This is a genomic window from Bradyrhizobium sp. BR13661 (genome assembly GCF_029892425.1).
Classification (GTDB): Bacteria; Pseudomonadota; Alphaproteobacteria; order Rhizobiales; family Xanthobacteraceae; genus Bradyrhizobium.
In genome coordinates, this window is sequence record NZ_JARXWB010000003.1 from 372,707 (window position 1) to 399,011 (window position 26,305).

The following is a 26,305-nucleotide window of genomic DNA, read 5'->3' on the forward strand; positions in this document are numbered from 1 at the left end:
AACCTTAGCTCCTTACGTCGGCGCCGATTTCGAAATTCGCCATGATTTCGAGCGCGCGAACCATGGCCGAGTGATCCCACGTCTTGCCACCATGAGATACGCAGGCGTTGAAAAGTTCCTGCGCCATCGACGTGTTGGGCAGTGAGATGCCGAGAGCCTTGGCTCCCTGCAGGGCCAGATTGAGGTCCTTCTGATGCAATTCAATCCGGAAGCCCGGATCAAAGGTGCGCTTCACCATTCGATCGCCATGTACCTCGAGAATCTTGGACGATGCAAACCCGCCCATCAACGCCTGACGAACTCTCGCGGGATCCGCGCCGGCTTTCGCCGCGAACAGCAATGCCTCCGCGACGGCTTCGATATTCAGGGCAACGATAATCTGGTTGGCAACTTTAGTTGTCTGACCGTCGCCATTTCCGCCGATCAAGGTGATGTTCTTTCCTATCGTCTCAAACATTGACTTCAGCGAGTTGAACGCGCTCTCCGGACCACCCACCATTATGGTCAATGTGGCGGCCTTCGCTCCGACCTCGCCGCCGGAGACCGGTGCATCGAGATAATCGCAACCGTGATCATTGATCTTCTGGGCGAATACCTTGGTCTCGATTGGCGAGATCGAGCTCATATCAACCACGATCTTGCCCTTCGACAGCCCCTCCGCGACGCCGTCCGGTCCAAACAATACCGCGGAGACATGCGGCGTATCGGGCACCATGATGATGATAACCTCAGATTGGCGGGCGACTTCCTTTCCGCTTGTGCACTTGACACCGCCAGCGGCGATTAGTTCCGGCGGCACCACAGCCACGTCGTGCAGAAACAGCTTGTGCCCGGCATCTTGAAGATGCTTGGCCATGTGACGCCCCATGATTCCGAGGCCGATAAATCCGATGTTTGCCATGCGTCGCTTCCTTTGCTCTTGCAGCGTCCTGGTTATGAGCGGGCGCCCTGCCCCTCGCGCCAAGAGAGGCCTGCGCTGGTCGTTGTCAACGGCTTGTATTCGCAGCCGATCCAGCCGCCGTAGCCCAGGCGCTCCAGAAATCCAAAAAGGTATGGATAGTTGATTTCGCCAGTGCCGGGCTCGTTGCGACCGGGATTGTCGGCCAACTGGATATGGCCGATCCGCGGCAGCAAACGTTCCATCGTCCTGGCAAGTTCCCCCTCCATCCGCTGCATATGGTAGATATCGTATTGGAGTTTGAGATTATCGGAACCGACCTCGTCGAACAGGGCGACGGCTTGTGCAGATCCGTTGAGGAAAAAACCCGGTATGTCATAAGTGTTGATGGGTTCTGCGATCAGCAGAACGTCCGCAGCCTTTAGTTTGGTTGCTGCAAACCGCAGGTTTTCCACGAGCGTGCGTCGCGCAGCGGCGACATCCAGTCCATTCGGAACAATACCGGCAAGGCAATTGACCTGCTTGCAACCGAGCGCCAGTGCGTATTCGATCGCCTGTCCGACACCATCCTGAAACTCGCCGACCCGATCGGGATGGCACCCAATTCCGCGTTCACCTGCTGCCCAGTTGCCGGCAGGCAGATTGAACAGAACCTGAGTCAAGTTGTTCGAACTAAGGAGGTCAGCGATCTCTTCCTTTGGTACAGCATAAGGAAAGAGATACTCGACACCACGAAAACCTGCTTCGGCGGCTGCAGCAAAGCGTTCCTCAAAAGCCACTTCTGTAAACAACATCGAAATGTTGGCTGCGAGTTTTGGCATGCTATTCTACTCAAAGAGTGACGTTTCTGCGAGGTCGATCGGCATTCGAAGGCTATTGAACTGCTACGCCTTGCTCACCCATGCTGACCCAACCATTTTCGATGGTAAGCCCCGGATCGAGACACAGAATTTCCTCGAATTCGTTGACCCCGTTAACCTCTGTGCCCATCGCGATATTGGTGACGCGCTCAAGTATGAATTCGATGACAACCGGCACTTGATGCTCTTTCATCAATGCTTCCGCGCGCGCAAACGCGTCCTTGAATTCATTCGGGCTCTTGACACGCACCGCCTTGCAGCCGAGTCCCTCAGCAACGGCCACGTGGTCCACGCCGTAGCCGGGCACGGTGTCGCTGCCATCTTTCGCGTTGATGTTCTCGAATGCGAGGCTCACCTCGAAATCCATTTCGAAGCCACGTTGCGCCTGACGGATGAGACCAAGATAGGAGTTGTTCACGACAACATGCAGATACGGCAGTTTGTGCTGAGCACCAACGGCCAGTTCCTCGACCATGAATTGAAAGTCATAGTCACCGGACAGAGCGACAATCTTGCGATTCGGGTCTGCTGCCCTAACGCCGAGTGCTGCCGGAAGCGTCCAGCCGAGCGGCCCTGCCTGACCGCAATTGATCCAGTTGCGCGGCTTGTACACATGGAGGAACTGCGCTCCCGCAATTTGCGACAACCCGATGGTGGTGACGTAACAAGTATCGCGGTCGAAATGCCCATTCATCTCCTCGTAAACGCGTTGAGGCTTTAGAGGGACTTGATCGAAATGGGACTTGCGAAGCATGTGGCGTTTCCGGTGCTCGCACTCTTTCGCCCACGCGCTGCGGTCCTTGAGCTTTCCAGTACGCTTGCGCTCAGCGGCGATTTCGACGAACAGTTCAAGCGCCGCCCCCGCGTCAGAGACAATGCCGAAGTCTGGCGGAAATACCCGACCGATCTGCGTCGGTTCGATGTCGACGTGAACGAATTTGCGCCCCTTTGTATAGGTCTCGATGGAGCCGGTATGTCGATTGGCCCAGCGATTGCCAATGCCCAAAACAAAATCCGACCGGAGAAAGGTCGCATTACCGTAGCGATGGCTGGTCTGGAGGCCTACCATGCCGGCCATCAACGGATGATCGTCCGGAATTGAGCCCCATCCCATGAGCGTTGGCACGACGGGAACGCCGGTGATTTCGGCGAATCGCACCAGAAGATCCGTCGCCTCGGCATTGATGATTCCGCCGCCGGCGACGATCAACGGTAACTCCGCGTCGTCGAGAAAATCCAATGCCCGCTCGATTTGCCTGCGGCTTGCTTTCGGCTGGTGCAGGGGAAGCGGTTCGTATGTTTCATCATCATATTGGATTTCGGCCTGCTGTACGTCGATCGGCAAGTCGATGAGGACAGGGCCGGGCCGACCCGATCGCATGACATGAAACGCCTGCTGGAACACCATGGGCACAAGCCCCGGCTCGCGGACGGTAACGGCCCATTTAGTGACTGGCTTGGCAATCGACTCAATGTCTACGGCCTGAAAGTCTTCCTTATACAATCTCGAACGAGGAGCCTGCCCAGTGATGCAGAGAATAGGCAGAGAGTCCGCGGCGGCCGTGTAAAGGCCGGTAATCATATCGGTACCTGCGGGACCCGAGGTCCCGATACAGACGCCAACGTTTCCGTGACGCGCCCTCGTGTAACCGTCGGCCATATGAGAAGCGCCTTCGACATGGCGTGCGAGAATATGGCGGATCGATCCCCGCGCCTTCATCGCCGAATAGAATGGATTGATCGCTGCGCCTGGCACGCCGAAAGCGCATTTGATGCCTTCTTTTTCCAAAACTCGGACCGCGGCATCAACAGCACGCATCTTGGGCATCACGTCTTCTCCCACATAGTCTTCTGTATTTGCGGGAGAAGGTTACCAAAGCGGCCCTGAATCGCTACGACGTTGCAATTCTTTTTCACTGAGCGGAAAGCGCTGGGAAAGGCTTGAATTGATAATGGGTTGAGAGATTTTCAGATTGGAAAATACGTTGCCGATTTACCGTCATTTGCGCGACAGGGTAACGTCTTTGCAATCGCCCTGACGACGGCCGCCTTCGTCTCTCAGGAATTGCCAAAGCTTGACGGCCGCTTGCCGCCAAGCGCATCCGTAATTTCAGCCGCGACTTCGGCGACGATCGGGCCAAGACTGATCAGTCGCTCGTCCGTAATGCGAGCGATCGGCGCGGACACCGAGATCGAGGCCAAGGCTTCCCCGTATTCATTATACACCACAGCAGCGACGCATCTAAGTCCGATGGAGTACTCCTCATTGTCGAGTGCATATCCCTGTACCCGAATACGCTGTAGTTCCTCGCGCAACTCGCCGGCCCGTATGATCGAACTCGGCGTGACACGTCGCATACCATGCTTCTGAATTAAGGCCGAAACGTCGTCATTGGAGTAAGTCGCCATTATCGACTTGCCCAACCCGGAAGACGTCATGGGCGCGCGGCCGCCCGCACGGGTGATGGCCCTTACGATTTCCCGGCTCTCTACTTGCACGAGGACGACGATCTCGCCCTCATCTGCGACGGCAAGATTGACCGTTTCTCGCGTCTGGTCGCGCAGTCGCCGCAAGAACGGCAGCGTTTGCGCCACGAAATTTCTGCGACGCACGAACGCCGAGCCGACGGAAAAACTCTGTCTACCGACGTGCCACATTCCGTCCGACTGATCGAATTGAACGAAACGTCGCTGCTCCATCGTCGTTAGGAGGCGATGTACCGTCGAGGGCGACAGGCCAGCACGCTCAGCGAGGTCGCTGAGCCGATAACCCTCTTCGTCTTCGGCGAGCAACTCCAGCAAGTTCAACGCACGGGTCACCGATTGAACAAATCCGTCCTTTTCAGTGCCGTCCTCGCGATCAGTCTTCGACATCTGCTAAGCCCTGACGTGAACCGGATATGTTTGCGGATATGCTACCTTGCCTGCTTGCGCAACGGGGGCAAGTCAGTACAAGTACCTTCGAATACTTCCGCAGCCATGCCGATCGATTCACCTAGGGTCGGATGCGGATGGATGGTTTTTCCAATGTCGTGCGGTTCGCACCCCATTTCGATGGCAAGGCAAATTTCACTTATCAGGTCCCCGGCGTGCGTACCAACAATACCACCACCAACAATGCGATGGGTATCCTCATCGAACAGGAGTTTCGTGAAACCTTCATCGCGCCCGTTGGCGATGGCTCGGCCTGACGCCACCCAGGGAAACACTGCCTTGCGGAACTTAACGCCCTTCGCGACGGCCTGCTCTTCGGTGAGCCCCGCCCACGCGATCTCGGGATCGGTATAAGCGACAGAAGGAATCTGCCGAGCGTCGAACGAACTCTTCACGCCGGCCGCAGCTTCCGCTGCCACGTGACCTTCATGCACGGCTTTATGCGCGAGCATCGGTTGACCGACCAGATCGCCGATCGCGAAGATATGGGCGACATTGGTCCGCATCTGCCGATCGACATTTATGAATCCCCGGTCTGCGACAATGACTCCGGCGTTTTCGGCGCCTATCCAGCAGCCATTCGAGGTGCGGCCGACCGCAACCAGTACCATGTCGTACCGCTGCGCGCCGTCAGGGGCTCCCGTACCCTCGAAGCATACGTAGACCCCATCTTTTTTTGCTTCGACACTGACGGTCTCGGTTCCTAGCATGACTCGGTCAAAGCGGGGCGTGTTCTTTTTCTCCCAGACCTTCACCAGATCGCGGTCGGCGCCCGGCATCAGGCCGGTCAGCCTCTCAACGACGTCTATGCGGCTGCCGAGCGTAGAATAAACCGTCGCCATTTCAAGGCCTATAATACCGCCTCCGATCACGAGCATCTTTGCGGGGATCTGGCGCAGTTCCAGAGCTCCGGACGAGTCTACGATGCGTGGGTCATCGGGGATGAACGGCAGCTTCATCGCCTCAGACCCGGCGGCAATGATGGCCTTTTCGAAGCGGATAGTCTTGCTACCCGACCCGTCGGATAACGCGACCTCCATATGCCGATGATCGAGAAAGCGGCCCGTACCGCAAAAAACATTTACCTTCCGGGCTTTAGCCATAGCCGCGAGGCCGCCCGTCAGTCTGCCGACGACTCTGTCCTTGTGGGAACGTAGAGCGTCAAGCGCGATTCTGGGCGGCCCGAAGCTGATTCCGTGTCCGGCTAGTGCCGCCGCCTCATCGATGATAGCGGCGGTGTGCAGCAGAGCCTTCGAAGGAATACATCCAACGTTAAGGCAGACACCCCCCAGGGTCGGATTGCGCTCGACAATTACCGTGTCCAATCCGAGGTCGGCGGCACGGAAGGCTGCAGAATAGCCGCCAGGGCCGGCACCAAGCACCACGACCTGGCAGACAATATCAGCATCGCGATCAAGCGTGGCGACTTCTGGCGTCGATGACAGCGAAGCCGCCGATCGTACGGCTGCGGGGATGGGAGTATCGGCAGCTGCGTCCACCTCCATCATGGCAATCAACGCGCCTTGGCTGACCTTGTCGCCGGCTTTTATCCTGACCTCCGTGATGCGTCCGCCGTTAGGGGCCGGAACTTCCATGGTCGCCTTATCGCTTTCGAGCGTGATCAAGGGGGCTTCCGCCTCGAGAAGTTGGCCCGGTTGTACATGCACCTCGATGACGACGACATTTTCAAAGTCACCGATGTCGGGGACACGGATCTCAACGCTCATTGGCCTTCTCCTGACGGCTCGTTAAAGGATCAGCTGGCGGACATCTGCCAAAATATCGGCCAGCCGCCGCGCGAAACGAGCCGCAAGGGCACCGTCGATTACGCGATGATCGTAGGAAAGGCACAGGGGTAGCATCAGGCGCGGTTGAAACACCTGGCCGTCCCACATCGGCTTCATTGCGGCGCGTACGACACCGAGAATAGCAATCTCCGGTGCATTCACGATGGGCGTGAAACTCGTGCCGCCGATCCCTCCGAGGCTGGAGATCGAAAACGTTGCTCCCTGGATGTCGGCGGGTGCTATCTTGCCGTCACGCATCCTCTGGGACAAAGATGCTAGTTCCAGGCAAAGCTCGACAATGCCTTTATGATCAACGTCCCTGATGACCGGCACGACGAGGCCATCGGGCGTATCGACAGCGACACCGATATGATAATAGCGCTTCAGGATCAGGGTATCCTTGCTTGGTGACGGCGACGCATTGAACTCGGGGTGCTCTTTGAGAACGACGACGCAAGCTTTCAACAGAAACGCAAGAAGGGTTACGCGATAGCCCTTCTCCTTGGCGGCCGCATCGAGCATTTTCCGGTAGGCTTCGATGTCGGTGATATCGGCCTCATCCGCGTGGGTGACGTGAGGAATATTGAGCCACGCCCGGTGAAGGTGCGGTCCCGACAGCTTCTTCAGCCGAGATAACGGCTTTGTCTCAATCGAACCGAACTTGGCGAAGTCCTGCGCCGGTATCTCTGGAATACCGGCCGTCCCCGCGACCGCTGCGCTTCCACCGCTTGTGGCGCCCTTGACGTCGTCTTTAGTCACCCGGCCGTGCTCGCCACTTCCCTTGATCCGAGTCAGGTCGATGTCGAGCTCGCGCGCCAGACGACGAACCGCCGGGCTGGCGTGAACACCAGTAAAATCAAGACGCGAAAGGTTGCGTTCCGAATTGGACGCCGCGATCGTCGATGGCTCCGACTCGGACCGCTCTTGCTTACTTGCAGCGGGAGTGCTCAGGGCCGATACCACCGAACCGGAAGCTTCGGTGTTTTCCAGCAGTACGAGGGGGGCGCCTTCGCTAACCTTGTCGCCGATCTTGACCAGCACCTTCGCAACGCGGCCAGCAAACGGTGCGGGAACTTCCATGGTCGCCTTGTCGCTTTCAAGCGACACTAACGGATCGTCGAGCTTGACCTGATCTCCGACCTTCACATGGATTTCAATGACGGGAACGTCCTTGAAGTCACCGATGTCCGGTACAGTTACGGAATTGGTGGACATTGCGCAGGTCCTCAAGCTTTGGCCGGATACGGCTTTTCTGAATTGATCGCATATTTCTTGATCGCTTCCTCAACCTTGGTGGAAGCAATCTTGTTTTGATCGGCGAGAGACTTCAGCGCGGAAACCGCTACAAAGTGACGGTCCACCTCGAAATGATGGCGCAGCTTGTAGCGATAGTCTGACCGGCCGAAGCCGTCCGTGCCAAGCACGCGGTAGGGTTGGCGCACGAATGGACGGATCTGATCGGCGAACAGCTTCATATAGTCCGTGGACGCGATAACGGGGTTATCGCCTCTTTCGTCCAGTTTGGCGGTTACGTACGGCACGCGCGGCGTCTCAAGCGGATGCAGCAGGTTCCAACGCTCGGCCTCCTGCGCTTCGCGACTAAGTTCGGTAAAGCTCGTTACGCTCCAGATGTCGGCGTGGACACCGAAATCCTTTTCCAGCAGTTCGGCACCGGCCATGACCTCACGTAATATGGCGCCACAACCCATCAATTGAACACGGCGGCCCTTGGCCTTTGCATCCGCCGCCTTCAGCAAATACATGCCCTTTAGAATGCCCTCTTCGACGCCGGCTGGCATGGCCGGATGCGCGTAATTTTCATTCAGCACCGTCAGGTAATAGAAGATGTCCTCTTGATTGCTTATCATCCGACGCAACCCGTCATGGACGATCACTGCAACCTCATAGCCAAAGGTTGGGTCGTAAGAGATACAGTTGGGAATGGTTGCAGAGAGAATGTGGCTATGACCGTCCTCATGCTGCAACCCTTCACCGTTCAGCGTAGTGCGTCCCGACGTACCACCTATCAGGAAGCCCCGCGCCCGCATATCGCCGGCCGCCCAGGCGAGGTCGCCGGTGCGCTGAAAACCGAACATCGAATAGTAAATATAAAACGGAATCATCGGCTCGTTGGAGGCCGAATAGGAAGTAGCGGCAGCGATCCACGACGCCATCGCACCGGCTTCATTGATACCCTCTTCGAGCACCTGACCATGCCGATCCTCCTTGTAGTACATCAACTGGTCGGCATCTTGCGGTCGATAGAGTTGTCCAACCTGGCTAAATATCCCGAACTGACGAAACATTCCTTCCATTCCGAACGTACGGCTCTCGTCGGGCACGATCGGCACGATGCGGCGCCCAAGGCTCTTGTCGCGCATAAGCTTCGTTAACATCTGGACGAACGCCATGGTCGTCGAAATCTCGCGCTCACCCGAACCCTTGAGCTGCGCCGCGAAATCCGATAACGGCGGAACGACAAGTTCGACCGTGCTCTTCTGCTTTCGTTTCGGCAGATAGCCTCCGAGAGCCCTGCGCCGTTCGTGCAGGTATTTCATTTCCTCCGAATCTTCGGAAAACCGAATGAACGGCATGGTCTCAAGCTCGGCATCGCCGACCGGAATCTGGAATCGATCTCGAAACTGGCGCAACGAGTCGAGACCCATCTTCTTGGCTTGATGAGCGATCATCATGCCTTCGCCCGCCTCACCCATCCCGTATCCCTTGACGGTCTTGGCGAGAATGACGGTCGGTTGCCCGGTGTGCTCGACAGCGGCCTTGTATGCAGCGAACACCTTTAGGGGATCATGCCCGCCACGGGTCAACTTCCATATCTTCTCGTCGGACCAGTCGGCGACCATCTCCGCCGTTTCCGGATAACGGCTGAAGAATTTCTCGCGGATAAAGGCGCCGTCGCGCGACTTCAGCGTCTGGTACTCGCCGTCGACGCATTCTTCCATTAGCTGGCGCAGCCGGCCGTCCTTGTCCTTGGCCAGCAACTCATCCCAGCCCGATCCCCAAACCACTTTGATGACGTTCCAACCCGCTCCGCGGAAATCACCCTCAAGCTCCTGTATGATCTTGCCATTCCCGCGAACGGGACCATCTAGCCGCTGCAAGTTGCAGTTGATGACGAATATCAGGTTATCCAGTTTCTCCCGACCGGCCAGGCTAATGGCACCGAGGCTTTCGGGCTCGTCCATTTCGCCATCGCCGCAGAATACCCAGACATGGCGCCTGCCGGTTTGAGCGATCTCTCGACAGTCCAGGTATTTGAGGAAACGGGCCTGATAGATTCCCATCAACGGACCGAGTCCCATCGAAACGGTTGGGAATTGCCAAAAATCTGGCATTAGCCAGGGATGCGGATATGACGATAAACCTTTGCTATCTGCCTCCTGACGGAAATTCAGAAGCTGCCCTTCGCTGATCCGACCTTCAAGAAATGCACGTGCGTAGACGCCGGGCGACGAGTGCCCCTGAACATAGACGAGATCGCCACCGTGGCCGGGATCGTCGGCACCGTGCCAAAAATGCTGAAAGCCGGTGTCATACAACGTCGCGGCGGATTGGAACGATGCGATGTGACCGCCGAGTTCGGAGCTTTCCTTATTGGCTTTAAGAACGATCGCCACCGCATTCCAGCGAATGGCGTGACGGATCTTCCGCTCAATTTCACGATTGCCTGGATACGAGGGTTCGGCATCGGCGGCGATGGTGTTGACGTAGGCCGTGTTGGCGGCAAACGGCAGTTTGGCGCCCGACCGGCGCGCAGTCTCTACCGCCTTTCCGAGCAGTTCGTCAGCGCGCGCGCTACCATCGAATTCGATGACCGACGAGATCGCGTCGCTCCATTCCTGAAGCTCTAAAGTGGCATCAGAACGCGCATCATCTTGCTGCATAGCAATTTTTACCTGTTTTGTAGCGATGGCGCGACCGAGCGGGTGTAGCGATCGACGCTTTCGCGAGAGCATGACGCTCGGAACACCGCCTGCATGTTCATCCAGCCGGACATTGGGCGCGCCGAAAAGCGCCGCCCCCTCCCGGATATCAATGGACAAGCAGAGTGAATGGCCAAGCATATGCCTGGCAGAACACCAGCACACCGACGAGCATGGCGAGCACGAGGCTGTGCAGGAACACAAAGCGCAAAATAGACCCTTCGTGTCCGTACCATTTGGTCGCGGTCGACGCGACAACGATGCTCTGCGCATCGATCATCTTGCCCATTACACCGCCCGAGCTGTTGGCCGCCGCCATGAGCACTGGACTAATTCCGAGTTGCTCGGCGGTGATCTTTTGAAGACCGCCAAACAACACGTTGGAAGACGTATCCGACCCGGTTAGAGCCACCCCGAGCCATCCAATCAGTGTCCCGAAGAAAGGATAGAGCCAACCGGTCTGCGCAAAGGCGAGGCCGAGCGTTGCGTCCGTTCCCGAATACTTGGTCACAAAGCCCAGGCCTAACATGCAGGCGATCGTCAAAAGCGAGTAACGGACGAGATAGATCGTGCGGCCGTACATCTTTACGAGGCCGGCCGGGCTATATCCGATCAACAATCCAGAGATGATCGCCGAAAAGAGTATCCCCGTGCCAGCGGCGGACAGCAAATTCAGGTTAAATACGGCGGCTTCTTTCGTCGCCTTTGCGGCAACCGGCGGGACTTTCTCCACCAGGTTGTGCAGCCCCTCTACCGGAAGCTTTGCGACCCATAGGCCGTCAAGCAACGCTTTGACTTGCGGCGTGCCCCAGGCAAAGACGAACACTGCCAGAATGAGCCAGGGCATCCAGGCTTTGAGGACGGCCGCTGTCGACGTCTGATCGGCCGGATGTTCATGCACTTCCTCGACCTCGGGGGACGACCAATCCGGCGCTACATGGTTCATGACCTTCTTCGGTTTCCAAACCTGAAGAAATAGCGCGAGCGAGCCCATCGAGACGATTGCCGCAACAACGTCAACTAACCAAGGACCATGATAGTTCGACACGAGATACTGCGGGATCGCAAATGTGACGCCGGCGACCAGGATGGCCGGCCAGATCTCGAGCATCTTGCGGAAGCCGACAAACGCCCAGATCAGCCAGAATGGGACGATCAATGAGAAGAACGGCAGCTGCCGGCCGATCATCCCGCTGAGCTCCAGAAGGTCGAGACCGGTCACAGCAGACAACGCGATGACCGGTGTTCCCAGCGCGCCGTAAGCGACGGGCGCCGTGTTGGCAATCAACGACAAACCCGAAGCCCGGAGAGGCGAAAAGCCGAGGCCGATCAGCATCGCGGCAGTCACGGCCACCGGTGTGCCAAAACCCGCCGCGCCTTCGAAGAAAGCGCCGAGCGAGAAGGCGATAAAGAGAACCTGGATCCTACGATCGTCGCTCAGGTTGGAGATGCTGCGTTGCAGGACCTCGAACTCACCCTTTTCGTTGGTGAGTTGATACAGAAAGATGATGTTGAGCACGAGCCAGCCGATCGGCAGCAGGCCGAACGCTCCGCCATAGGCGGCCGACATGAAAGCCATCGTGGGTGGCATGCCATAGCCGATGATGGCGATGGCCAACGCCGCAACAAGCCCGATGATGGCCGCCCAGTGCGCTTTCATTTCCAAGACGCCGATCGCGCCAAGCAAAACAATAACCGGAACTGCTGCGGCTGCGGTAGATAAAAACGCATTCCCGAATGGGTCGTAGATTTGTTGCCAAATTTGCATGGGTACTTCCTCCCTGACCAAAGCAGTTGCGCGATTAATTCGCGTTCTTGCTGATGCGGTTAAATCCAACGCGGATTCACCTCCACGAAATCATGACAGCTCATGGTCGGCGAACAGAGGCAGCCGCTCAAGCACGCTGAAATTCTTTTTCATTAGGTGGAAGCGCTCATAATAGCTCTAGCTACAACAGTAGCTTAAAAGCGCTTTCTGAATGGAAACTTGGCTCAAGCGCCGGTGGGACGGGATCGGGAGTTATGCATCGCAGTATTCACCAATTGATCGCATCCGAGACTTCCCGAGACATTCGGCATATTGCCCGGCATCTGGAGAGCCGGAGCGAGACCTTAGCGGCGGTCGCGCTGGGAATATCCATCACAATATCTCCTTGGGTGGGCCTCAAAGTCACCAGGCGATGGCACGGCGCCAGCCTTGGCCGTATGCGCTGGTCCGGTTTGGTTGGGCTTGAAGCAAGCCCCTATTCGGTCACAAACCCAATCTCAGCTTGCGAACGAAGGACCAGTCGACGCCGCCCCCCCCCCCCCGCGTGACGACGCAGGAGATGTGTCGGCCGATCTGCGGTTCGAGGGCATCGCGCCACGGGACCAGACTGAAACAAAGACCGTCCTCGATCATTGGGTATGTCGAAGTCGCCGAGCGGTTCGCCGCCGCAGTTTTAGCGGTAATGTGCTGGACCTTCGTGGTCGCGGAAACTGCGAAGGTGAACGGTTCCACGTCGAGAAGTTTTCCGACGATGTCGACAACCTGCCGATTAAGAAGATCCGCGAGCCTAGCCTCCCATTACTCCTGCTCGGCCACTACGCCGGCAGCGTGATTTCATCGCTCTACGCACTGGATCGCCAGTCCGACATCGCGGGGGTCATCTCCGAATGCTTTGCTTTTTGAACTGCCGGCGCCAGGATTTGCGGTGGCCGCACTGAAAGGGTCTTAGCCACCTCGCACCACATCTCCGCGTGCTGAAGCTCAAGAACGAGCCTGTTTCACGCGATCCGAAGGTTTCGAGTCCAAGAACCAGGATCCGCTAATACTGGGCGAAAACCAGACCGCAAGAACGGTCGCCGAACTGATCCGCGCCGAAGCGCGGCTCAGGCGGCCGTTTCTTCGGCGAGACCGCGGGATCGAAAGACAAGACCCTGAAGCTCTACGACGGCGCGTATCACGATCTGCTCATGGATTTCGGCAAAGATGAGCGCATTTGCAGTCTGATCGAGGATTCTTTCAGCCAATTCTGAACGGTCTTCCATGGAGCTGCCTCGGAAGCCGCAAGCGCGGCGCAACGAAATGACCCAGGTTAAGTTTCGGAAAAACCGAAGAAAATGTTTCATAGGTCGCCGGAACGAACTTGACGCGCCTTAAGTCCTCACGTGGTGCAGCGCCAGCGAACGGAGATGGCGGATTGATCCTTAGAGGGGCGTGCCGTCCTCATCGCCAAGAATGCGATACCGCGCGCCTTCGAGATCCTGGTATTGCCCGCTTCGCAGCGACCAAATGAAGGCGCAGAGCCCTCCAGCGCCCAGCAACACGGAGATCGGGATCAGGTAAAGAAAGCTCACCACGCGCCCCTCTTGGATGATAAGGCCCAGGGACATCCTCCTCGGACTTCTAGGACCGAAACGCAAGCCAGGCGTGCCAGGTCCCGTGACCGAGAACGGGAAACACGACAATCAGCCCAACCAGACCGGTCATTACGCCAAGCAAGACAAGCGCGAGCACGATCGCGCCCCAGGTCAGCATGACGGGAAGGTTGTTCCAAACAAGGGCCAAGCTCGACGCCATCGCCGTAAGCGCATCGATGCGCTCTTCAAGCAGCATGGGAATCGAGAAGGCGCTGATGGCAAAGGAAAAGGCAGCAAACAGACCGCCGATCGCCGTCCCGACAATCAACATCGCCCAGCCAGTCGGTGTCGTGAGCAGCATGGTCGTGACGTGCCGTAAGCCAGGAAACGGCCGCAACCCGAAGAACAGGGCATAGATAATCACGGCTGTCCGCATCCACAGCAACATGAGCGTGCACAAGAGGATACCGGTGAACAGCAGTTGCCCGCCGGATGCGGGGCGAACAAAGATCATGCTGATCAAGGAGATCGGCTCGCCCGCCGCCAGGCGGCGGCTCTTCTCGTAAAGGCCGATCGCCACGATCGGCCCGACGACGACGAAGCCTGCGAGAGCGGGAAAGAGAACTGAGTCCTGACCAAAGGCAAAGAGCCCGGTGACGATGCCGGCGGAGATCAGGAAGACGAGGACGCCGTAGAAGAGGCTCGCCAACGGCCGCTCGCGGAAATCATCCCATCCAGCTGCGAGCCAGCGGAACGCGGTCGTCGGCGCGCAATGGCGCTGCCAGCCGTTGTCTCGTGGGAGGGGCGGCACGACCGCGGGAATTGGCGTCATGATCTGCCTCGCTTCTCAGAGAGTGCGGTGCTGCTTTCCGGCGAACAGGCCGACTGCGCGGCGCTAAACACAGCGCGCGCCAGTCCTTCGCCTTGCCTGACGTGCGCCACACATGGCGGTTGCGACCTCTCCGCCATATAGACGAGATGGACGTTGGCGCCGAGGATAACGACCAGAACAGCGGCTACGGCGAACCAAAGCGCAGTCCTGGTCGTTCCGGCCCGCTTTACTGACGCAATGCTGCTCACTGGCCTGCCGTCCGTCGATCGAGGAGATATAGCGTGAGGATCTTGCGCTCGACCGGCGACAATCGAGCTTCCCAGGTAGGCATGTGCCCCTGCCGGCCGTTGAACACGGTCGTCACGAGCGATTCCGGGTCGTCGCCATACAAGAAAGACCGGTCTGTCAGGTTGCGCGAGCCCATCTCGATGTTGCCCTTGCCATCCTCGCCATGACATGCGGCGCAATTGGCAGCGAACACGGCTTTTCCTGCTGAAACCGTCTGCGGCGGCGCATCGCCGCCGTCGGGATGGGAGAGCGTTCGGACATAGGCGACCACATTCTTGATGTCCTTCAGAGACAGGATCCCATCGCGGCCGAAAGCCGGCATCTGCGACGTTCGGCTGTCAGGATGCGCCGAGTTAATGCCGACCCGGATCGTCTCAGCGACCGCATCTGGTGTGCCGCCCCACAGCCACGACTTGGCCGTCAGATTGGGAAAACCCTTGTTTCCCCTGGCGTCGCGACCATGACAGGCCGCGCAATTGTCTCCGAACAGGCTGTATCCGGTCTCGCGCACGACCTGCATCAGCGCAGGATCGCTCTGGATCTGAGCGAAGCTCTGCTTTCCCATGGCGTCGGTCCATTGGGCGCGGTCGAGCGTGGCCTCCTTCAGAGACTGGCTAACAACCGCGCGCTGGTCGCTGCCGAGAAGCCCCCGGAAATAGGTTGTCCCTAACGGCCAGGACGGCATCAACACCCAGTACACCAGAGCGAACAGGGCGGTCACGATCAGAAAGAAAAGAACCACACGCGGAACGGGCGTGTTCAGCTCCGTGATGCCGTTCCATTCGTGTCCGGTCGTCAGATATCCGGTGTACGGATCGCGCTCCTCTACTGCCATGGCTCGTCCTCGTCGATGAGGATCGCTTGCGCGGCACGATCGAATGGCTCCTTGTTTGACGGCCAATAGGCATAGGCGAACGCTATCAGGGAGAGTGCGATCAGGTAGAAGAGACCGAAGGATTTTGAAAACCAGACGAGCGTGTCATGATCGGGCATGAGTCTCACTCCGCGGATGCGACAGGTTTGCGAGCAGCGTCGGTAAGACGCCCCAGGATCTGCAGATAAGCGACCAGAGCGTCCATTTCAGTTAATTTGCCGGGCCTGCCGTCGAAGGCATGGATATTGGTCGCCTCCCCGTAGCGCTTCGCGACGCCCTCGGCATAGGGCGTTTCCGGCGCGGCCTGGCCGTAGGCGTCCGATTGCGCGTTCGCGATCATCTCATTGCTGTAGGGAACGCCGACCTTGCGCAGCGCCGCAAGATGCGCGGAGAGGTCGTCGGTCCGCAGTTCGGTCTGCGAAAGGAAATCATAGGCCGGCATGATCGACTCCGGCACAACGTCGCGCGGGTCATTCAAGTGCCGCACCTGCCATTCGTCGGAATACTTGCCTCCGATCCGCGCGAGATCGGGCCCGGTGCGCTTGGAGCCCCACAGCATCGGATGGTCGTACTTGGACTCGACCGCAAGCGAATAGGGACCATAGCGCTCGACCTCGTCCCGCAGGGTGCGGATCATCTGCGAATGACAGGCGTAACACCCTTCGCGCATGTAAATATTGCGGCCCGCGATCTCGAGCGGCGTGTAGAGGCGCATATCGGGAGCCTCTTCGACCGTCCGGTGAATGGTGAAGAGAGGTGCAATCTCGACCAAGCCGCCGATGCTGGAGACGCCAACGATGGCGAGAACGAGACCGATCGCCTTCGTTTCGAGCCGATAGTGCAGTCCGAACATAACAGATCACTCCCCGGGCTGAAGAACCGGGACGCCAGCCGGCATAGCGTGAGGAAAATCGGCAGCGGCCTGATGCGCCTTCTGCGGCACCGTGCGGACCGTCATCCAGATATTGTAGCAACCGACCAGCGCGCCGACGAGGAACAGGAGTCCACCGATCGCACGGGCGACGTAGTAGGGGCGCATGGCGACGAGCGAATCGACGAAGGAGTAGGCGAGCGTACCGCTCTCATTGTAGGTGCGCCACATCAGCCCCTGGACGATACCGGAGTTCCACATCGCCATCACGTAGATGATGGTGCCCGCGACCGCGAGCCAGAAATGCACCTCCACCAACCGCGGCGAAAACATTCCATCGCGCTTCCACAGCCAGGGCACCGAAGCATAAATCGAACCGAAGGTGATCATCGCCACCCAGCCCAGCGCCCCGGCGTGGACGTGTCCAATCGTCCAGTCCGTGTAGTGTGACAACGAATTCACTGAGCGGATCGCCATGAACGATCCCTCAAACGTCGTCAGACCATAGAACACGGCTGCGACCATCATGAAGCGCAGCGTCGCGTCGTCGCGCACCTTGTGCCACGCGCCATTGAGCGTCAGTAGCGCGTTGCCAGCCGACGCCCACGAAGGAACGAGCAGCATCACCGAGAAGGTCATGCCGAGCGTCTGCACCCATTGCGGCAGGGCCGTATAGTGCAGGTGATGCGATCCCGCCCACATGTAGAAGAAGGTGATGCCCCAGAAATTGACGATCGACAGCCGGTAGGAAAAGACCGGGCGGCCGGCTCGTTTGGGCAGGTAGTAGTACAGCATGCCGAGAAAGCCGGAGGTCAGGAAGAACGCGACCGCATTGTGGCCGTACCACCATTCGGTCATGGCGTCCTGGACACCTGCAAACAGAGAATAGCTCTTCGCATGACCGAACGAGACCGGGATCGCCAGGTTGTTGACGATATGCAGCACCGCGACAACGAGGATGAAGGCGAGGTAGTACCAGTTGGCAACGTAGATATGCGGCTCCTTGCGGCGAGCGAGCGTGCGCAGGTAAATGACGAAATAGGTCACCCAGACGATGACGAGCCAGAGGTCTGCGTACCACTCGGGCTCCGCATATTCCTTCGATTGCGTGATGCCCATCATGTAGCCAGCTACGGCGAGCAGGCAGAAGAGGTTGTACCCGAACAGCACGAAAAGCGGGCTGAGCTGGTCTGGCAGCCGCGCACGCGTGGTCCGTTGCATGACGTAGAACGAGGTGGCGATCAGGGCGTTGCCGCCGAAGCCGAAGATCACGCTGGTCGTGTGAACCGGTCGGATGCGCCCGAAGCTCGACCATGCCGCGTGAAACGTGAGCTTCGGATCCACGAGCAGCCAGGCGACCCAGTCGCCGATGAACAGGCCGAACACAGCCCATCCCATGGCGAGGAGGATTCCGGCCTTGCTCGGCTCGTCGTAGTAGCGCGCGAACCGATCGTCACCGGGCTCCGGTGCGTAGTATCCGGAGATCACGCCAAATGCTCCGGCAATGGCGGCAAGCATGACCAACGCCCCCTGCCCGCCAATCGGATCATCGTTGCCGGCTGTCGCCATTGCGAGCCCGACGACGCCGAGCGCAACCAGAATGAGGAGCGCGGTTTGACGCTCGCTTCTCGTGAGCTGTCCGATCATTTTATTCGCCCTGCTCCGCTGAGATTCCCAACGATGTCCCATGCCGTGACGGCGTCAGACACGCGTCGCGACGGACGCCATTTCACCCCGGCGGATTAAACATGTATATGTTATATATCTTAATGTCGCAGCTGTTGCAAATGATTCTTGCGGTCGAGCCCTCTCGGCCACTCACGTCCCAACTAATCCTTTCGGGCGACAATATAGATCGCGCTCAAATTCCGCTGGTGGCGTTCGAATACCCGCCTCATCGCGACAACTCGTCGTCGCGCAGGACCGTCAAGGATGAGATTCTTCGCAAGCCTTAGAACCCCCAGAAATCCCTCGTCCTGAATGAGCCGCAAAGGGCGGAGAAGGTGCATGCGTGCATAACCCATGGTGACGACATGGAATCCGACCCCCTCCAGCAAGGACTTCCACTCCCGGGGAGGAAGTGGCCGAGCTCCGACATGAATTGCGGACGACAGCGTCTCGTCAATTCGGTGACGCTGCTCGCTTGGCATATTATCCGGCACAACCGCGAGTTCATGGATGCCGTAGTGACCGCCTGGGCGGAGCAGCCGGAATGCCTCTGCCGCAATGAGGCGCTTGTGCTCAGCAGTCTGCATGCTCAACATGGCTTCGCCAATGACCACGGAGGCCGACGCAGCCGGCAACGAGGTTTGATCGGCTCGGCCGACCACGACCGATATGTCAGGGTTCGACGGGAGCCGTCGGGTTGCCCATCGCGCCGCTTTTTCGTCCCGCTCGACGCCCGTGTAGTGCCGCGGCTTGCGCTGCAGGATCATACGGGCCGTACCGCCAAGGCCTGGCGCAAACTCCACCACCTGATCGGCTGGTCCGATCGCCAGCCCCTCCAAGAGAACACGCGTCAGCTTAAGGCCTCCGGGGCGCAGCACGCGTTTGCCGAGACGCGCAAGCAACCAATGTCCCGGCATTTTCGCGACATCGAGGCCGCTACCTGGCAGATCCATACCTTGGGCAGGACGGGCGTCGGTCATCTGCAATCTCCTCTATGGGGATCAAATCGTGCTGGTCAGTCGCCGGCCCGATGCAGAGCATCAGGAAAAGGCCGGTCGCCGAAATCGATGACCGACCGGCGCAAGAGACGGCCTGCCGAATCCGTGGTCAGTCGTGCACGGCGGTTGCGATAGAAGAAAGTCAGGCGGAACTCACCCTCATGCTCGTCGGCGCCGCGCTCGCAGGCGCTCGTGACCGCTCCTCCACGCATCAGAACCGGCACTTCAGACACCGGCAAGTGCAGAAGCTCGCCGATGAGCGCCGCGTCTACCACGAATGCGCCGTCGCTGAACTCGATGGCGCGTTGGGACGGTCCTGAAAGTCCTGCTTCCCGGTTGATCTCGATCATCGCAATTACCCTTGCCGAGGCCATCATAAAGATATATTCGTTATATATCTTATTGCTTGGGAGTCAACCTCCAATGACCATTCTGGCCCGACTGGAAGGCCGAGCAGACGCGCGGCCCGTCCCCGACACCATGCTTCGCCGCGCGCCCTCGCTGCAGACGGCGCCAAGCGAGCGCCGCCAGAGGCTTTCAACGGCTGAGCTCGCCTTCCGCATCTACGCGGTCTTTCGCGCTCATCCCCACATCAGCAATGTGCTTACGCATATCTCGCGCGCCAAGTGGCCCGAGGTCGAGCAAGCGCTCAACCTGATTCTCGATGCAGCGACGACGAGCGACCGCCTTTCGCCGCTCGAACAGAACGTCATCGATCTGATGTGCGCCGAGCGCGGCATCACCGGGAAAATCCTAAAGCCCTACTTTCACGGGGTTCTCTACCGGCTCCTTGAACGCAACCATGCAGAACGGCTGATTCGCCATGTCGAAGGCTTGTTTCTGGATCTCGAATGGAAGGCGCAACACCCCGCGCCGCCAGCGCCCGCGGCTCACGCAGCCCCTAAGGAGTCCGGTCATGAGCGAAGCCAGCACCCTTGAGCGCGTCATCAACGTCGTTGACATTGAGCCGCAGTACCGGCACGCGATCCTCTTCCGCTTGGTTGAGCATCTCGCGCCCGGCACCTCGCTGCAGATCATCGTGCATCATGATCCCAAGCGGCTCCGCATGCAGCTTGCTTACCTGGAACAGGGACCTGACATCTGGCGCGTCCGTCTGCTGCTCCTCAGCCAGCGGGATGGGGATCATGGCTGAATCGTTTGTCTCGAGTTCGAAGGTATCCGCCGGCAATAAGGGACGACCCGGCAAATTCAGCTGGCGCTTGGGCGATGGACGCCTCTCACGCTCGGAGAAGCTGGAAATCATCTCCTTGGTGGCGGCGATCGGGGTGAGCGAATGTTCCGCATGGCTCATCCCGATACTGGAGCGTGACAGCCGCGATTCGACGATGGAGAGATGGAGATGTTGAGCAATTCCAATCATATGTTTCCCCGGCAGACGAGCGGGAACGAGCTCACGTCGAATCGCTGATCCGCAATGACTTTGCGCGATGCCACCGCGGCGAGACGCTCGATGACATCAAGCGCCGCGCTTCTTTTTCGAAGGAAGACAGGAGGCTTCTCCGCGATTGGATGGCGATTGCCGCAACCCGCGCTAGCATTGCGGCAAAGCCCCGATACGCCCGAGAATATTGCTTCTCTAGTCGGACAGAGGCCGAAGGGTTGCACGAAACTGCTTGTGACAGCTCACACAGCTCTCCGCAAGACGGCCAAATGTCTTGGCGGCTCCGGCGATGTCCCTTGCTGCCGCTCGCTTCACTAGATCAGCCGCCGCCTCATGGCTCTGCTCATCGACCCGCTCGAAGCCATGAAAACTTCTGCCGAGCTTCTTCTTGATCGCAGCCACAACTTCGTCAGGAAGCGGATGACCTTGAATGGCTCTTGCGGAGTCCTCAAGACCCTTGAAGTCCTCGATAAGGAGCGCGTTGGTCAGCCGCAAATATTCAGCGCCAAGTTCCGACATGATGGCGCGCAGCGTCAATTTGTGTTCTTCCCTTTGCACTTGGGAATAAGTCGAGCTTGTCGAGATAAATCCGCCAGCGAGCAGGAATGCCACGAATGTTCCGATTGTCTTGCGAGCTATCATGGTAGTTCTCCAGGAGTGACCTTGGATGGTTCTTTGTGTTTCAAAACTGTCTCTCAACGAGCATCTTCTTGATGAGGGCGATATCTCTGGCAGGGTTGAGCCCCTTTGGACACGTCTTGCTGCAGTTGAGGATTGTGTGACAGCGGTAAAGCCGGAACGGATCCTCCAGCGAGTCAAGCCGTTCACCGGCGGCTTCATCGCGGCTGTCCACGAGCCAGCGATATGCTTGTAGTAGCACTGCCGGCCCCAAGTAGCGGTCGGCGTTCCACCACCAACTCGGACAGCCCCCAGTGCAGCAGAAGCATAGGATGCACTCATAATGGCCGTCGAGCGCAGCCCGTTCCCGGTGCGATTGCAACCGCTCACGCCCACCCGGCGGCGGAGATTCAGCTTTCAACCATGGTTCGATCGAAGCATATTGTGCGATCGCGTGCGTGAGATCAGGTACAAGATCCTTGATGACCAGCATGTGGTTAAGCGGATAGATTTTAACGTATCCCTTGATGTCCTCGATCGCACGTGTGCAGGCGAGCCAGTTCATCCCGTCGATATTCATCGCGCAACTGCCGCACACCCCCTCCCTGCAAGATCTCCGAAAGGTGAGTGTCGGATCGATCTGATCCTTGATCGCGATAAGGGCGTCCAGAACCATTGGGCCGCAACTATCAAGGTCGACAAAATAGGTATCCAGGCGCGGTCCGTCGTTGGCGTCGGGATCAAACCGATAGATCTTCAATTCCTTGAGGCGGTGCGCGCCAAGCGGCGCCGGCCACGTCTTTCCAGAACGGAGCCGGGAGTTTTTCGGCAGTCCAAAGCTTGAACCGATTGACAAGGATCTCACTTCCTTCTCACTGCAATCCTTCCTCATCCCCCGTCGGCTTTTCGGAACGGAAAGGCGTTCATATGCATCTATTGCTGCGCTCTGACGCTTGATCGTTCGCGTAACGGGCCATCGGCCGCAGCCTCAATTGTCCGGTAAAGCCGCTCGATGTAGTGAACGTAAGCGACGTATGCCTCGACATACTCGCGTCCTGCTGCGAGGTCGTCAGGCTCAAACCGTTTCCTTTGGGCGGCATTCTGAAATTGTTTGTGAACCCCTCCACTGAGGCGAGCCGTCAGGAACTCAACCAGCCCATTGTCGGATCCGGTTTCCAGGGCCTTGTCGGCAGCGGGAATCGCCGGCCCGAGATCGCGTCCGGCCGGCTTCAGTCCGGTGAACGGCGCTCCTTCACCGGCGCGATGCAGTCGCACCAAGGTTTCGAAGAAGTACCGATCTGCCAATTCGTGCGCTTGCTGGCCGAGCTTTCGGACAACTGACGTTTGCTCAAATGCACGACGGACCTGATCCACGTCTTCCGGGCGAACCCAGATCAAAATGGAGTTGAGATCCCCGGTTTGGAGCGCGATTCGGGCACCCATGACGACAGGGCCATCGAGTCCATCGCAATGCGCAAACGTAGGAGCGGCGTCAAGCAGAACTCCTGCTACGGCCATTACGGCGATCGTCAGGATAAGAACCGCGGGCTGCGATATCCTTCGAGCCATTATTCCGACCCTCGATCGATCTATTACCCACCAAGTGAAATCTAGCACGTTGATCTGGCTCAACTTCGACGCCGGCTCGGATCGATCGGCCACATGGGAGCTTGAAGACGCTCTTTGGTGAACTCGCCAACACGACGTTGATTGCACGGTAGCCAATCGAATCGAGGCGGCCGGCAACGGAGTGATCGCTAATCCCATCTTCAACCGCCCGGCCGGTGCAAGGCTCCCGAGACCGGACGCTCCCCGAAATCGACGATCGATCGACGAACGATGCGGCCGGTCCGGTCAGCACTGAGACGCGCGCGGCGATTGCCGTAGAAAAAGGTCAGCCGGAATCTGCCCTCATCGTCATCGACCCCTCGTTCGCAGACGCTCGTGATCGCCCCTTCGCGCATCAGGACGGGCACACGCGACGCCGGTAGGCCGAAGAGCGGGGCCAAGAGCTCCGCATCGACCACGAAAGCGCCGTCCTCCAGCTCAATCCTGCGCAGTGCGGGTTCCGAGGCCTTGGCCTCTTGGCGGTGCTCGATCATCACAATTCTCCCTTGCCTGACCGTAAAAAGATATATATAGAATATATCTTATAGCGCGAGAGGTCAAGAGATGCGAGACAACACGCATTGAAGATGCAGACTCAACGGCGCCTTGCGCCCGGCGCAACCCGCTACCACGAAGGCATGCCGGGCACGGTTAGGTCCGGCCGTCGCGAGGCGCCCGCGACGCCCTCAACTGATGCGCTTGCATTCAAGATATTCGCCGCGTTTCGCGCCCATCCCCATATCAATAATGTGCTGACGCACATCTCGCAGGCCAATTGGGCCAGAGTAGAGCAAGCGCTTAACTCCATTTTTGATTTGACAACAAAAAGCGACAGTCTTTCACAACTTGGGCAGAACATCATCGACCTCATGTGCGCCGACCGCGGTGTCACGGGTCGAATCCTGAAGCCGTATTTTCACGCCGCGCTGCACAGGCTCCTTTTGCCGGAGGTGGCCGAACGCATCATCCGGCACGTGGAGATACTGTTTCTTGAGCTCGAATGGAAAGCTCAGCAACCGAAGCCAGCGGCGCTCGCCCAGAGCGACCCGCCCTCCCAGGAGCCTCGCCATGCCGGAAGCGAGCCGCAGTGAGCGCATCATCAACGTTGGCGATATCGATCCGCGATATCGGCACACGATCCTGTTCCGATTGTTCGAACATCTCGCGCCGGATGGCTCGCTGCAGATCGTCGTCGACCATGACCCCAGGCCGCTCCGCCTACAGCTTGAGGCGCGCCATGGTGCCCGCTTGGGCTGGTCATATCTGGAGAAGGGCCCCGACACTTGGAGGGTTCGCCTGCATTTCCTGACAAACCATGGTGATCAAACTCAAACGATGGAAATGGAGAAGCCGGATGCTGAGTAACTCGTACCATCATGTGCGCCCGGCCGACGAGGCGGAACGGGCCTATCTGGAATCGCTGATCCAAGCGGATATCGTGCGATGTCACCCCGGCGAGACGCTGGAGGACATCAAGCGCCGGGCAGCCTTCTCCAAGGAGGACAAGGGGTTGCTTCGCGATTGGATGGGCGTTGCCGCAATGCGTGCCGCCATCGACCGGAAACGGATGCCATACCGGGACGCCGCCGAATAGTCACGGGCGCTCGAACGGTAGCTCTCCAGTGCCGCCGGCCGGGAACTTGCCTGATCTCTTCTTCGCGTGCCGGCGAAAAAAAGAGATGCGGTCGGACCGTGGGCGGCTGCGCCAATGCTCCAGCAGCTTCGGCGGGGCGGCCTCACGCGTGTGACTGGACCCATTCAGCGCCGGAGGTCGACGTTGCGGATGAGGCGATCTATCACACGCGCCAGCTCATGGCCAACCATTCAAAGCCACGGGATTAGCCTTGCGTAGTGAGGGGCGTCCGGCTGGAAACCGCCATGCGGTGGAGGGCCAAAGCGGCTACTTCTTCTTGCCGTCGGCGTCGAACTGCTTGAGGAAGGCGAGCAGATCACTGATCTTCTGCTCGTCCTTCAATCCAGCATAGACCATCTTCGTGCCCGGAACTTTTGCCTTCGGATCCTTTATGTATTCGCGGAACGTCGGCTCATCCCAGGTGATGCCGGAATCCTTGTTCGCGGCCGAGTAGGCGTAACCCGGCACGCTGCCGGCCTTGCGGCCGATGATCCCGTTCAGCACGGGCCCGACAACGTTCTTCGCGTTATCGCCGATCTGATGGCAGGCCTTGCAAACGACAAAGACCTTCTCCCCGGCAGCGGCATCCTGTGCCCGGACCTCGCTCGAACATGCGACCGCCAGCAGCGCCACGAACACTAATCCTCGCATTCCATTCTCCTTTTCTTTACGTCCGCCACTCCAAGGGCGGAACCTTCGCTTCGTTCAGTTGTCCAATTGGGATGGGCCCGGATCGGACGATGAGTCTCACGCGCCGTAGACACACAAATTACTATTGGCTGTGACCAGCCGAACCTGCATGCCTGGCCGGGCCGCCACTATTTCGCCAATCCGCGATGCCGGCATCAGGCTAAAAGCCGTCGAAAGCGCATCCGCCTCGGTGGCGGTTGGCGCGATGACGCTCACCGTTCGGTAGAGTGCGGGACTGCGTCCAGTCCTTGGATCGAAGAGATGTGTGAATCGGCCCGCGGGATCAAAGCGGAAGCCCGCCCCCGCACTGGTTGCGACGGCTCGATCGACGAGGCCGATGGTTTCGGTCAACCCACTGGGCTTATCGGGATCGGCAAGTCCAACAAGCCACGGCGATCCATCCGGCCTGGCGCCGATTGCACGTATCTCACCCATGTTGACGAGAGTAGTCGACAGCCCTGACCCACGCAAAATTCCCACGACGCGGTCGGTTGCGTAGCCCTGGGCGATCCCATTCAACGTGATTGCGGCACCACGCTTGGCCAGCGCCACGCGTTCATCGCTGACAAGGACGCCGCGGTAGCCCACCTTTGCCAGTGCCTCCGTCAGCTTCGCCGCCGGTGGCCCTTCGGAATCCGGCTTCTCGGAAGAGAAATGTTCGGCGTAGAGCTGCCACAAAGGCTGCACGGTGGAATCGAACGCGCCTTCGGTAAGGTCGGAGAATTGCAGCGAAGTCTTAAGCAGCGCGACCATGTCGGGCTCCGGAGCGACCAGGAAGCCGCTCCGGTTCAGGGCGCAGATGGCGGAATCCGCCTGGTACAGGCTAAACTGCCGCTCCAGTGCTCGCACCTCCGCCAGGCAAACCTGGACGATCCTTTCAGCCTCCTCCCGATCGGGATGGAAAATGTCGATCGACACCTGCGCGCCGAGCGCCGATCCGCGCCAGTGCACGCCCTCGCCCGCCCAGGCACGTCGTCCACTGCAAACGAAAGCCGAGCCTGCGGTGGCAGCTGCGATCGTGATCATGCGTCGGCGTGTGAGATTTGCTGCTGCCATCGGAG

30 protein-coding genes and 1 pseudogene are annotated in these 26,305 nt (G+C 58.8%); 7 read left to right on the top strand and 24 right to left on the bottom strand.

The window, feature by feature from the left end:
* Positions 1–4 precede the first annotated feature (4 nt).
* From M2427_RS07270 to M2427_RS07310, 9 genes are all read right to left on the bottom strand, one after another.
* Entirely contained in the window at positions 5–901 is an 897-nt protein-coding gene (locus tag M2427_RS07270; RefSeq protein WP_280705526.1) for a 2-hydroxy-3-oxopropionate reductase, read from the bottom strand.
* Positions 902–933: 32 nt separating this feature from the next.
* Entirely contained in the window at positions 934–1,719 is a 786-nt protein-coding gene (hyi, locus tag M2427_RS07275; RefSeq protein ID WP_280705527.1) for a hydroxypyruvate isomerase, read from the bottom strand.
* A 52-nt stretch (positions 1,720–1,771) separates the two neighbouring features.
* Positions 1,772–3,586, bottom strand: coding sequence for a glyoxylate carboligase (gene gcl / locus M2427_RS07280; RefSeq protein ID WP_280705528.1), 1,815 nt, complete (start codon positions 3,584–3,586; stop codon positions 1,772–1,774).
* A gap of 230 nt (positions 3,587–3,816) precedes the next feature.
* The gene (locus M2427_RS07285; protein WP_280705529.1) at positions 3,817–4,632 is read right to left on the bottom strand and encodes an IclR family transcriptional regulator C-terminal domain-containing protein; all 816 of its coding nucleotides are present in this window, start codon (positions 4,630–4,632) and stop codon (positions 3,817–3,819) included.
* A gap of 41 nt (positions 4,633–4,673) precedes the next feature.
* Positions 4,674–6,419 (bottom strand): dihydrolipoyl dehydrogenase, encoded by a 1,746-nt coding sequence (lpdA, locus tag M2427_RS07290; protein WP_280705530.1) that lies wholly within the window; start codon positions 6,417–6,419, stop codon positions 4,674–4,676.
* A gap of 21 nt (positions 6,420–6,440) precedes the next feature.
* Positions 6,441–7,694 (bottom strand): 2-oxo acid dehydrogenase subunit E2, encoded by a 1,254-nt coding sequence (locus tag M2427_RS07295; RefSeq protein WP_280705531.1) that lies wholly within the window; start codon positions 7,692–7,694, stop codon positions 6,441–6,443.
* A gap of 11 nt (positions 7,695–7,705) precedes the next feature.
* A complete protein-coding gene (gene aceE, locus M2427_RS07300; protein WP_280705616.1) occupies positions 7,706–10,381 on the bottom strand; it encodes a pyruvate dehydrogenase (acetyl-transferring), homodimeric type in 2,676 nt (891 codons plus the stop codon).
* Positions 10,382–10,529: 148 nt separating this feature from the next.
* Complete coding sequence (locus M2427_RS07305; RefSeq protein WP_280705532.1) at positions 10,530–12,188, bottom strand: L-lactate permease; 1,659 nt, start codon at positions 12,186–12,188, stop codon at positions 10,530–10,532.
* Positions 12,189–12,671: 483 nt separating this feature from the next.
* Positions 12,672–12,920 (bottom strand): DUF3363 domain-containing protein, encoded by a 249-nt coding sequence (locus M2427_RS07310; protein ID WP_280705617.1) that lies wholly within the window; start codon positions 12,918–12,920, stop codon positions 12,672–12,674.
* Between M2427_RS07310 and M2427_RS07315 the strand changes: the two are divergent.
* Positions 12,867–13,091 (top strand): annotated as a pseudogene (locus M2427_RS07315) (alpha/beta hydrolase); the annotation flags it as partial. The gene M2427_RS07310 and the pseudogene M2427_RS07315 sit on opposite strands and share 54 nt — an antisense overlap.
* A 200-nt stretch (positions 13,092–13,291) precedes the next feature.
* Here M2427_RS07315 and M2427_RS07320 read toward each other — a convergent pair.
* From M2427_RS07320 to M2427_RS07360, 9 genes are all read right to left on the bottom strand, one after another.
* Complete coding sequence (locus tag M2427_RS07320) at positions 13,292–13,450, bottom strand: hypothetical protein (RefSeq protein ID WP_280705533.1); 159 nt, start codon at positions 13,448–13,450, stop codon at positions 13,292–13,294.
* Between the two features lie 159 nt (positions 13,451–13,609).
* Entirely contained in the window at positions 13,610–13,762 is a 153-nt protein-coding gene (ccoS, locus tag M2427_RS07325; RefSeq protein WP_280705619.1) for a cbb3-type cytochrome oxidase assembly protein CcoS, read from the bottom strand.
* Positions 13,763–13,808: 46 nt separating this feature from the next.
* Positions 13,809–14,594 carry a DUF2189 domain-containing protein gene (locus tag M2427_RS07330; RefSeq protein WP_280705534.1) on the bottom strand — a complete coding sequence of 262 codons (786 nt, stop codon included), beginning with the start codon at positions 14,592–14,594 and terminating at the stop codon, positions 13,809–13,811.
* A gap of 244 nt (positions 14,595–14,838) precedes the next feature.
* Positions 14,839–15,717, bottom strand: coding sequence for a cytochrome-c oxidase, cbb3-type subunit III (gene ccoP / locus M2427_RS07335; protein WP_280705535.1), 879 nt, complete (start codon positions 15,715–15,717; stop codon positions 14,839–14,841).
* Complete coding sequence (locus tag M2427_RS07340) at positions 15,708–15,875, bottom strand: cbb3-type cytochrome c oxidase subunit 3 (protein WP_280705537.1); 168 nt, start codon at positions 15,873–15,875, stop codon at positions 15,708–15,710. Before M2427_RS07340 ends, ccoP begins: the two co-directional genes overlap by 10 nt.
* Before the next feature lie 5 nt (positions 15,876–15,880).
* Complete coding sequence (gene ccoO, locus M2427_RS07345; RefSeq protein WP_280705539.1) at positions 15,881–16,609, bottom strand: cytochrome-c oxidase, cbb3-type subunit II; 729 nt, start codon at positions 16,607–16,609, stop codon at positions 15,881–15,883.
* A 6-nt stretch (positions 16,610–16,615) separates the two neighbouring features.
* Positions 16,616–18,274, bottom strand: coding sequence for a cytochrome-c oxidase, cbb3-type subunit I (gene ccoN, locus M2427_RS07350; RefSeq protein WP_280705540.1), 1,659 nt, complete (start codon positions 18,272–18,274; stop codon positions 16,616–16,618).
* Between the two features lie 182 nt (positions 18,275–18,456).
* On the bottom strand, positions 18,457–19,275 hold the full coding sequence (locus tag M2427_RS07355; RefSeq protein ID WP_280705541.1) for a class I SAM-dependent methyltransferase: 819 nt from the start codon (positions 19,273–19,275) through the stop codon (positions 18,457–18,459).
* Positions 19,276–19,310: 35 nt separating this feature from the next.
* The gene (locus M2427_RS07360) at positions 19,311–19,643 is read right to left on the bottom strand and encodes a DUF6522 family protein (protein WP_280705542.1); all 333 of its coding nucleotides are present in this window, start codon (positions 19,641–19,643) and stop codon (positions 19,311–19,313) included.
* A 73-nt stretch (positions 19,644–19,716) separates the two neighbouring features.
* Between M2427_RS07360 and M2427_RS07365 the strand changes: the two genes are divergently transcribed.
* Genes M2427_RS07365 through M2427_RS07375 form a run of 3 tightly spaced genes read left to right on the top strand, consistent with a single transcriptional unit; the run spans position 19,717 to position 20,660 of the window.
* Entirely contained in the window at positions 19,717–20,232 is a 516-nt protein-coding gene (locus M2427_RS07365) for a hypothetical protein (protein WP_280705543.1), read from the top strand.
* Positions 20,210–20,446 (top strand): DUF2249 domain-containing protein, encoded by a 237-nt coding sequence (locus M2427_RS07370; protein WP_280705544.1) that lies wholly within the window; start codon positions 20,210–20,212, stop codon positions 20,444–20,446. Before M2427_RS07365 ends, M2427_RS07370 begins: the two co-directional genes overlap by 23 nt.
* Positions 20,439–20,660, top strand: a complete 222-nt coding sequence (locus M2427_RS07375; protein ID WP_280705545.1) for a hypothetical protein — start codon at positions 20,439–20,441, stop codon at positions 20,658–20,660. The genes M2427_RS07370 and M2427_RS07375 overlap by 8 nt, the downstream gene beginning before the upstream one ends.
* Positions 20,661–20,890: 230 nt before the next feature.
* Here M2427_RS07375 and M2427_RS07380 read toward each other — a convergent pair whose 3' ends face one another.
* The 4 genes from M2427_RS07380 to M2427_RS07395 form a co-directional block, all read right to left on the bottom strand.
* Positions 20,891–21,337, bottom strand: a complete 447-nt coding sequence (locus M2427_RS07380) for a cytochrome c (protein WP_280705546.1) — start codon at positions 21,335–21,337, stop codon at positions 20,891–20,893.
* A gap of 40 nt (positions 21,338–21,377) precedes the next feature.
* Entirely contained in the window at positions 21,378–22,163 is a 786-nt protein-coding gene (locus M2427_RS07385; RefSeq protein WP_280705620.1) for a succinate dehydrogenase iron-sulfur subunit, read from the bottom strand.
* Between the two features lie 83 nt (positions 22,164–22,246).
* Positions 22,247–22,831, bottom strand: a complete 585-nt coding sequence (locus M2427_RS07390; RefSeq protein ID WP_280705547.1) for a DUF6448 family protein — start codon at positions 22,829–22,831, stop codon at positions 22,247–22,249.
* A gap of 251 nt (positions 22,832–23,082) precedes the next feature.
* The gene (locus tag M2427_RS07395; RefSeq protein WP_280705548.1) at positions 23,083–23,415 is read right to left on the bottom strand and encodes a DUF6522 family protein; all 333 of its coding nucleotides are present in this window, start codon (positions 23,413–23,415) and stop codon (positions 23,083–23,085) included.
* 87 nt (positions 23,416–23,502) lie between these two features.
* Between M2427_RS07395 and M2427_RS07400 the strand changes: the two genes are divergently transcribed.
* The 3 genes from M2427_RS07400 to M2427_RS07410 are packed head-to-tail and all read left to right on the top strand — an operon-like array spanning position 23,503 to position 24,515.
* The gene (locus tag M2427_RS07400) at positions 23,503–24,012 is read left to right on the top strand and encodes a hypothetical protein (protein ID WP_280705549.1); all 510 of its coding nucleotides are present in this window, start codon (positions 23,503–23,505) and stop codon (positions 24,010–24,012) included.
* On the top strand, positions 23,990–24,286 hold the full coding sequence (locus M2427_RS07405; RefSeq protein WP_280705550.1) for a DUF2249 domain-containing protein: 297 nt from the start codon (positions 23,990–23,992) through the stop codon (positions 24,284–24,286). Before M2427_RS07400 ends, M2427_RS07405 begins: the two co-directional genes overlap by 23 nt.
* Positions 24,276–24,515, top strand: a complete 240-nt coding sequence (locus tag M2427_RS07410) for a hypothetical protein (protein WP_280705551.1) — start codon at positions 24,276–24,278, stop codon at positions 24,513–24,515. The genes M2427_RS07405 and M2427_RS07410 overlap by 11 nt, the downstream gene beginning before the upstream one ends.
* A 306-nt stretch (positions 24,516–24,821) precedes the next feature.
* Here M2427_RS07410 and M2427_RS07415 read toward each other — a convergent pair whose 3' ends face one another.
* Both M2427_RS07415 and M2427_RS07420 read right to left on the bottom strand, forming a co-directional pair.
* Entirely contained in the window at positions 24,822–25,205 is a 384-nt protein-coding gene (locus M2427_RS07415; protein ID WP_280705552.1) for a cytochrome c family protein, read from the bottom strand.
* A gap of 96 nt (positions 25,206–25,301) precedes the next feature.
* Entirely contained in the window at positions 25,302–26,300 is a 999-nt protein-coding gene (locus M2427_RS07420; protein ID WP_280705553.1) for an FAD:protein FMN transferase, read from the bottom strand.
* Positions 26,301–26,305 lie beyond the last annotated feature (5 nt).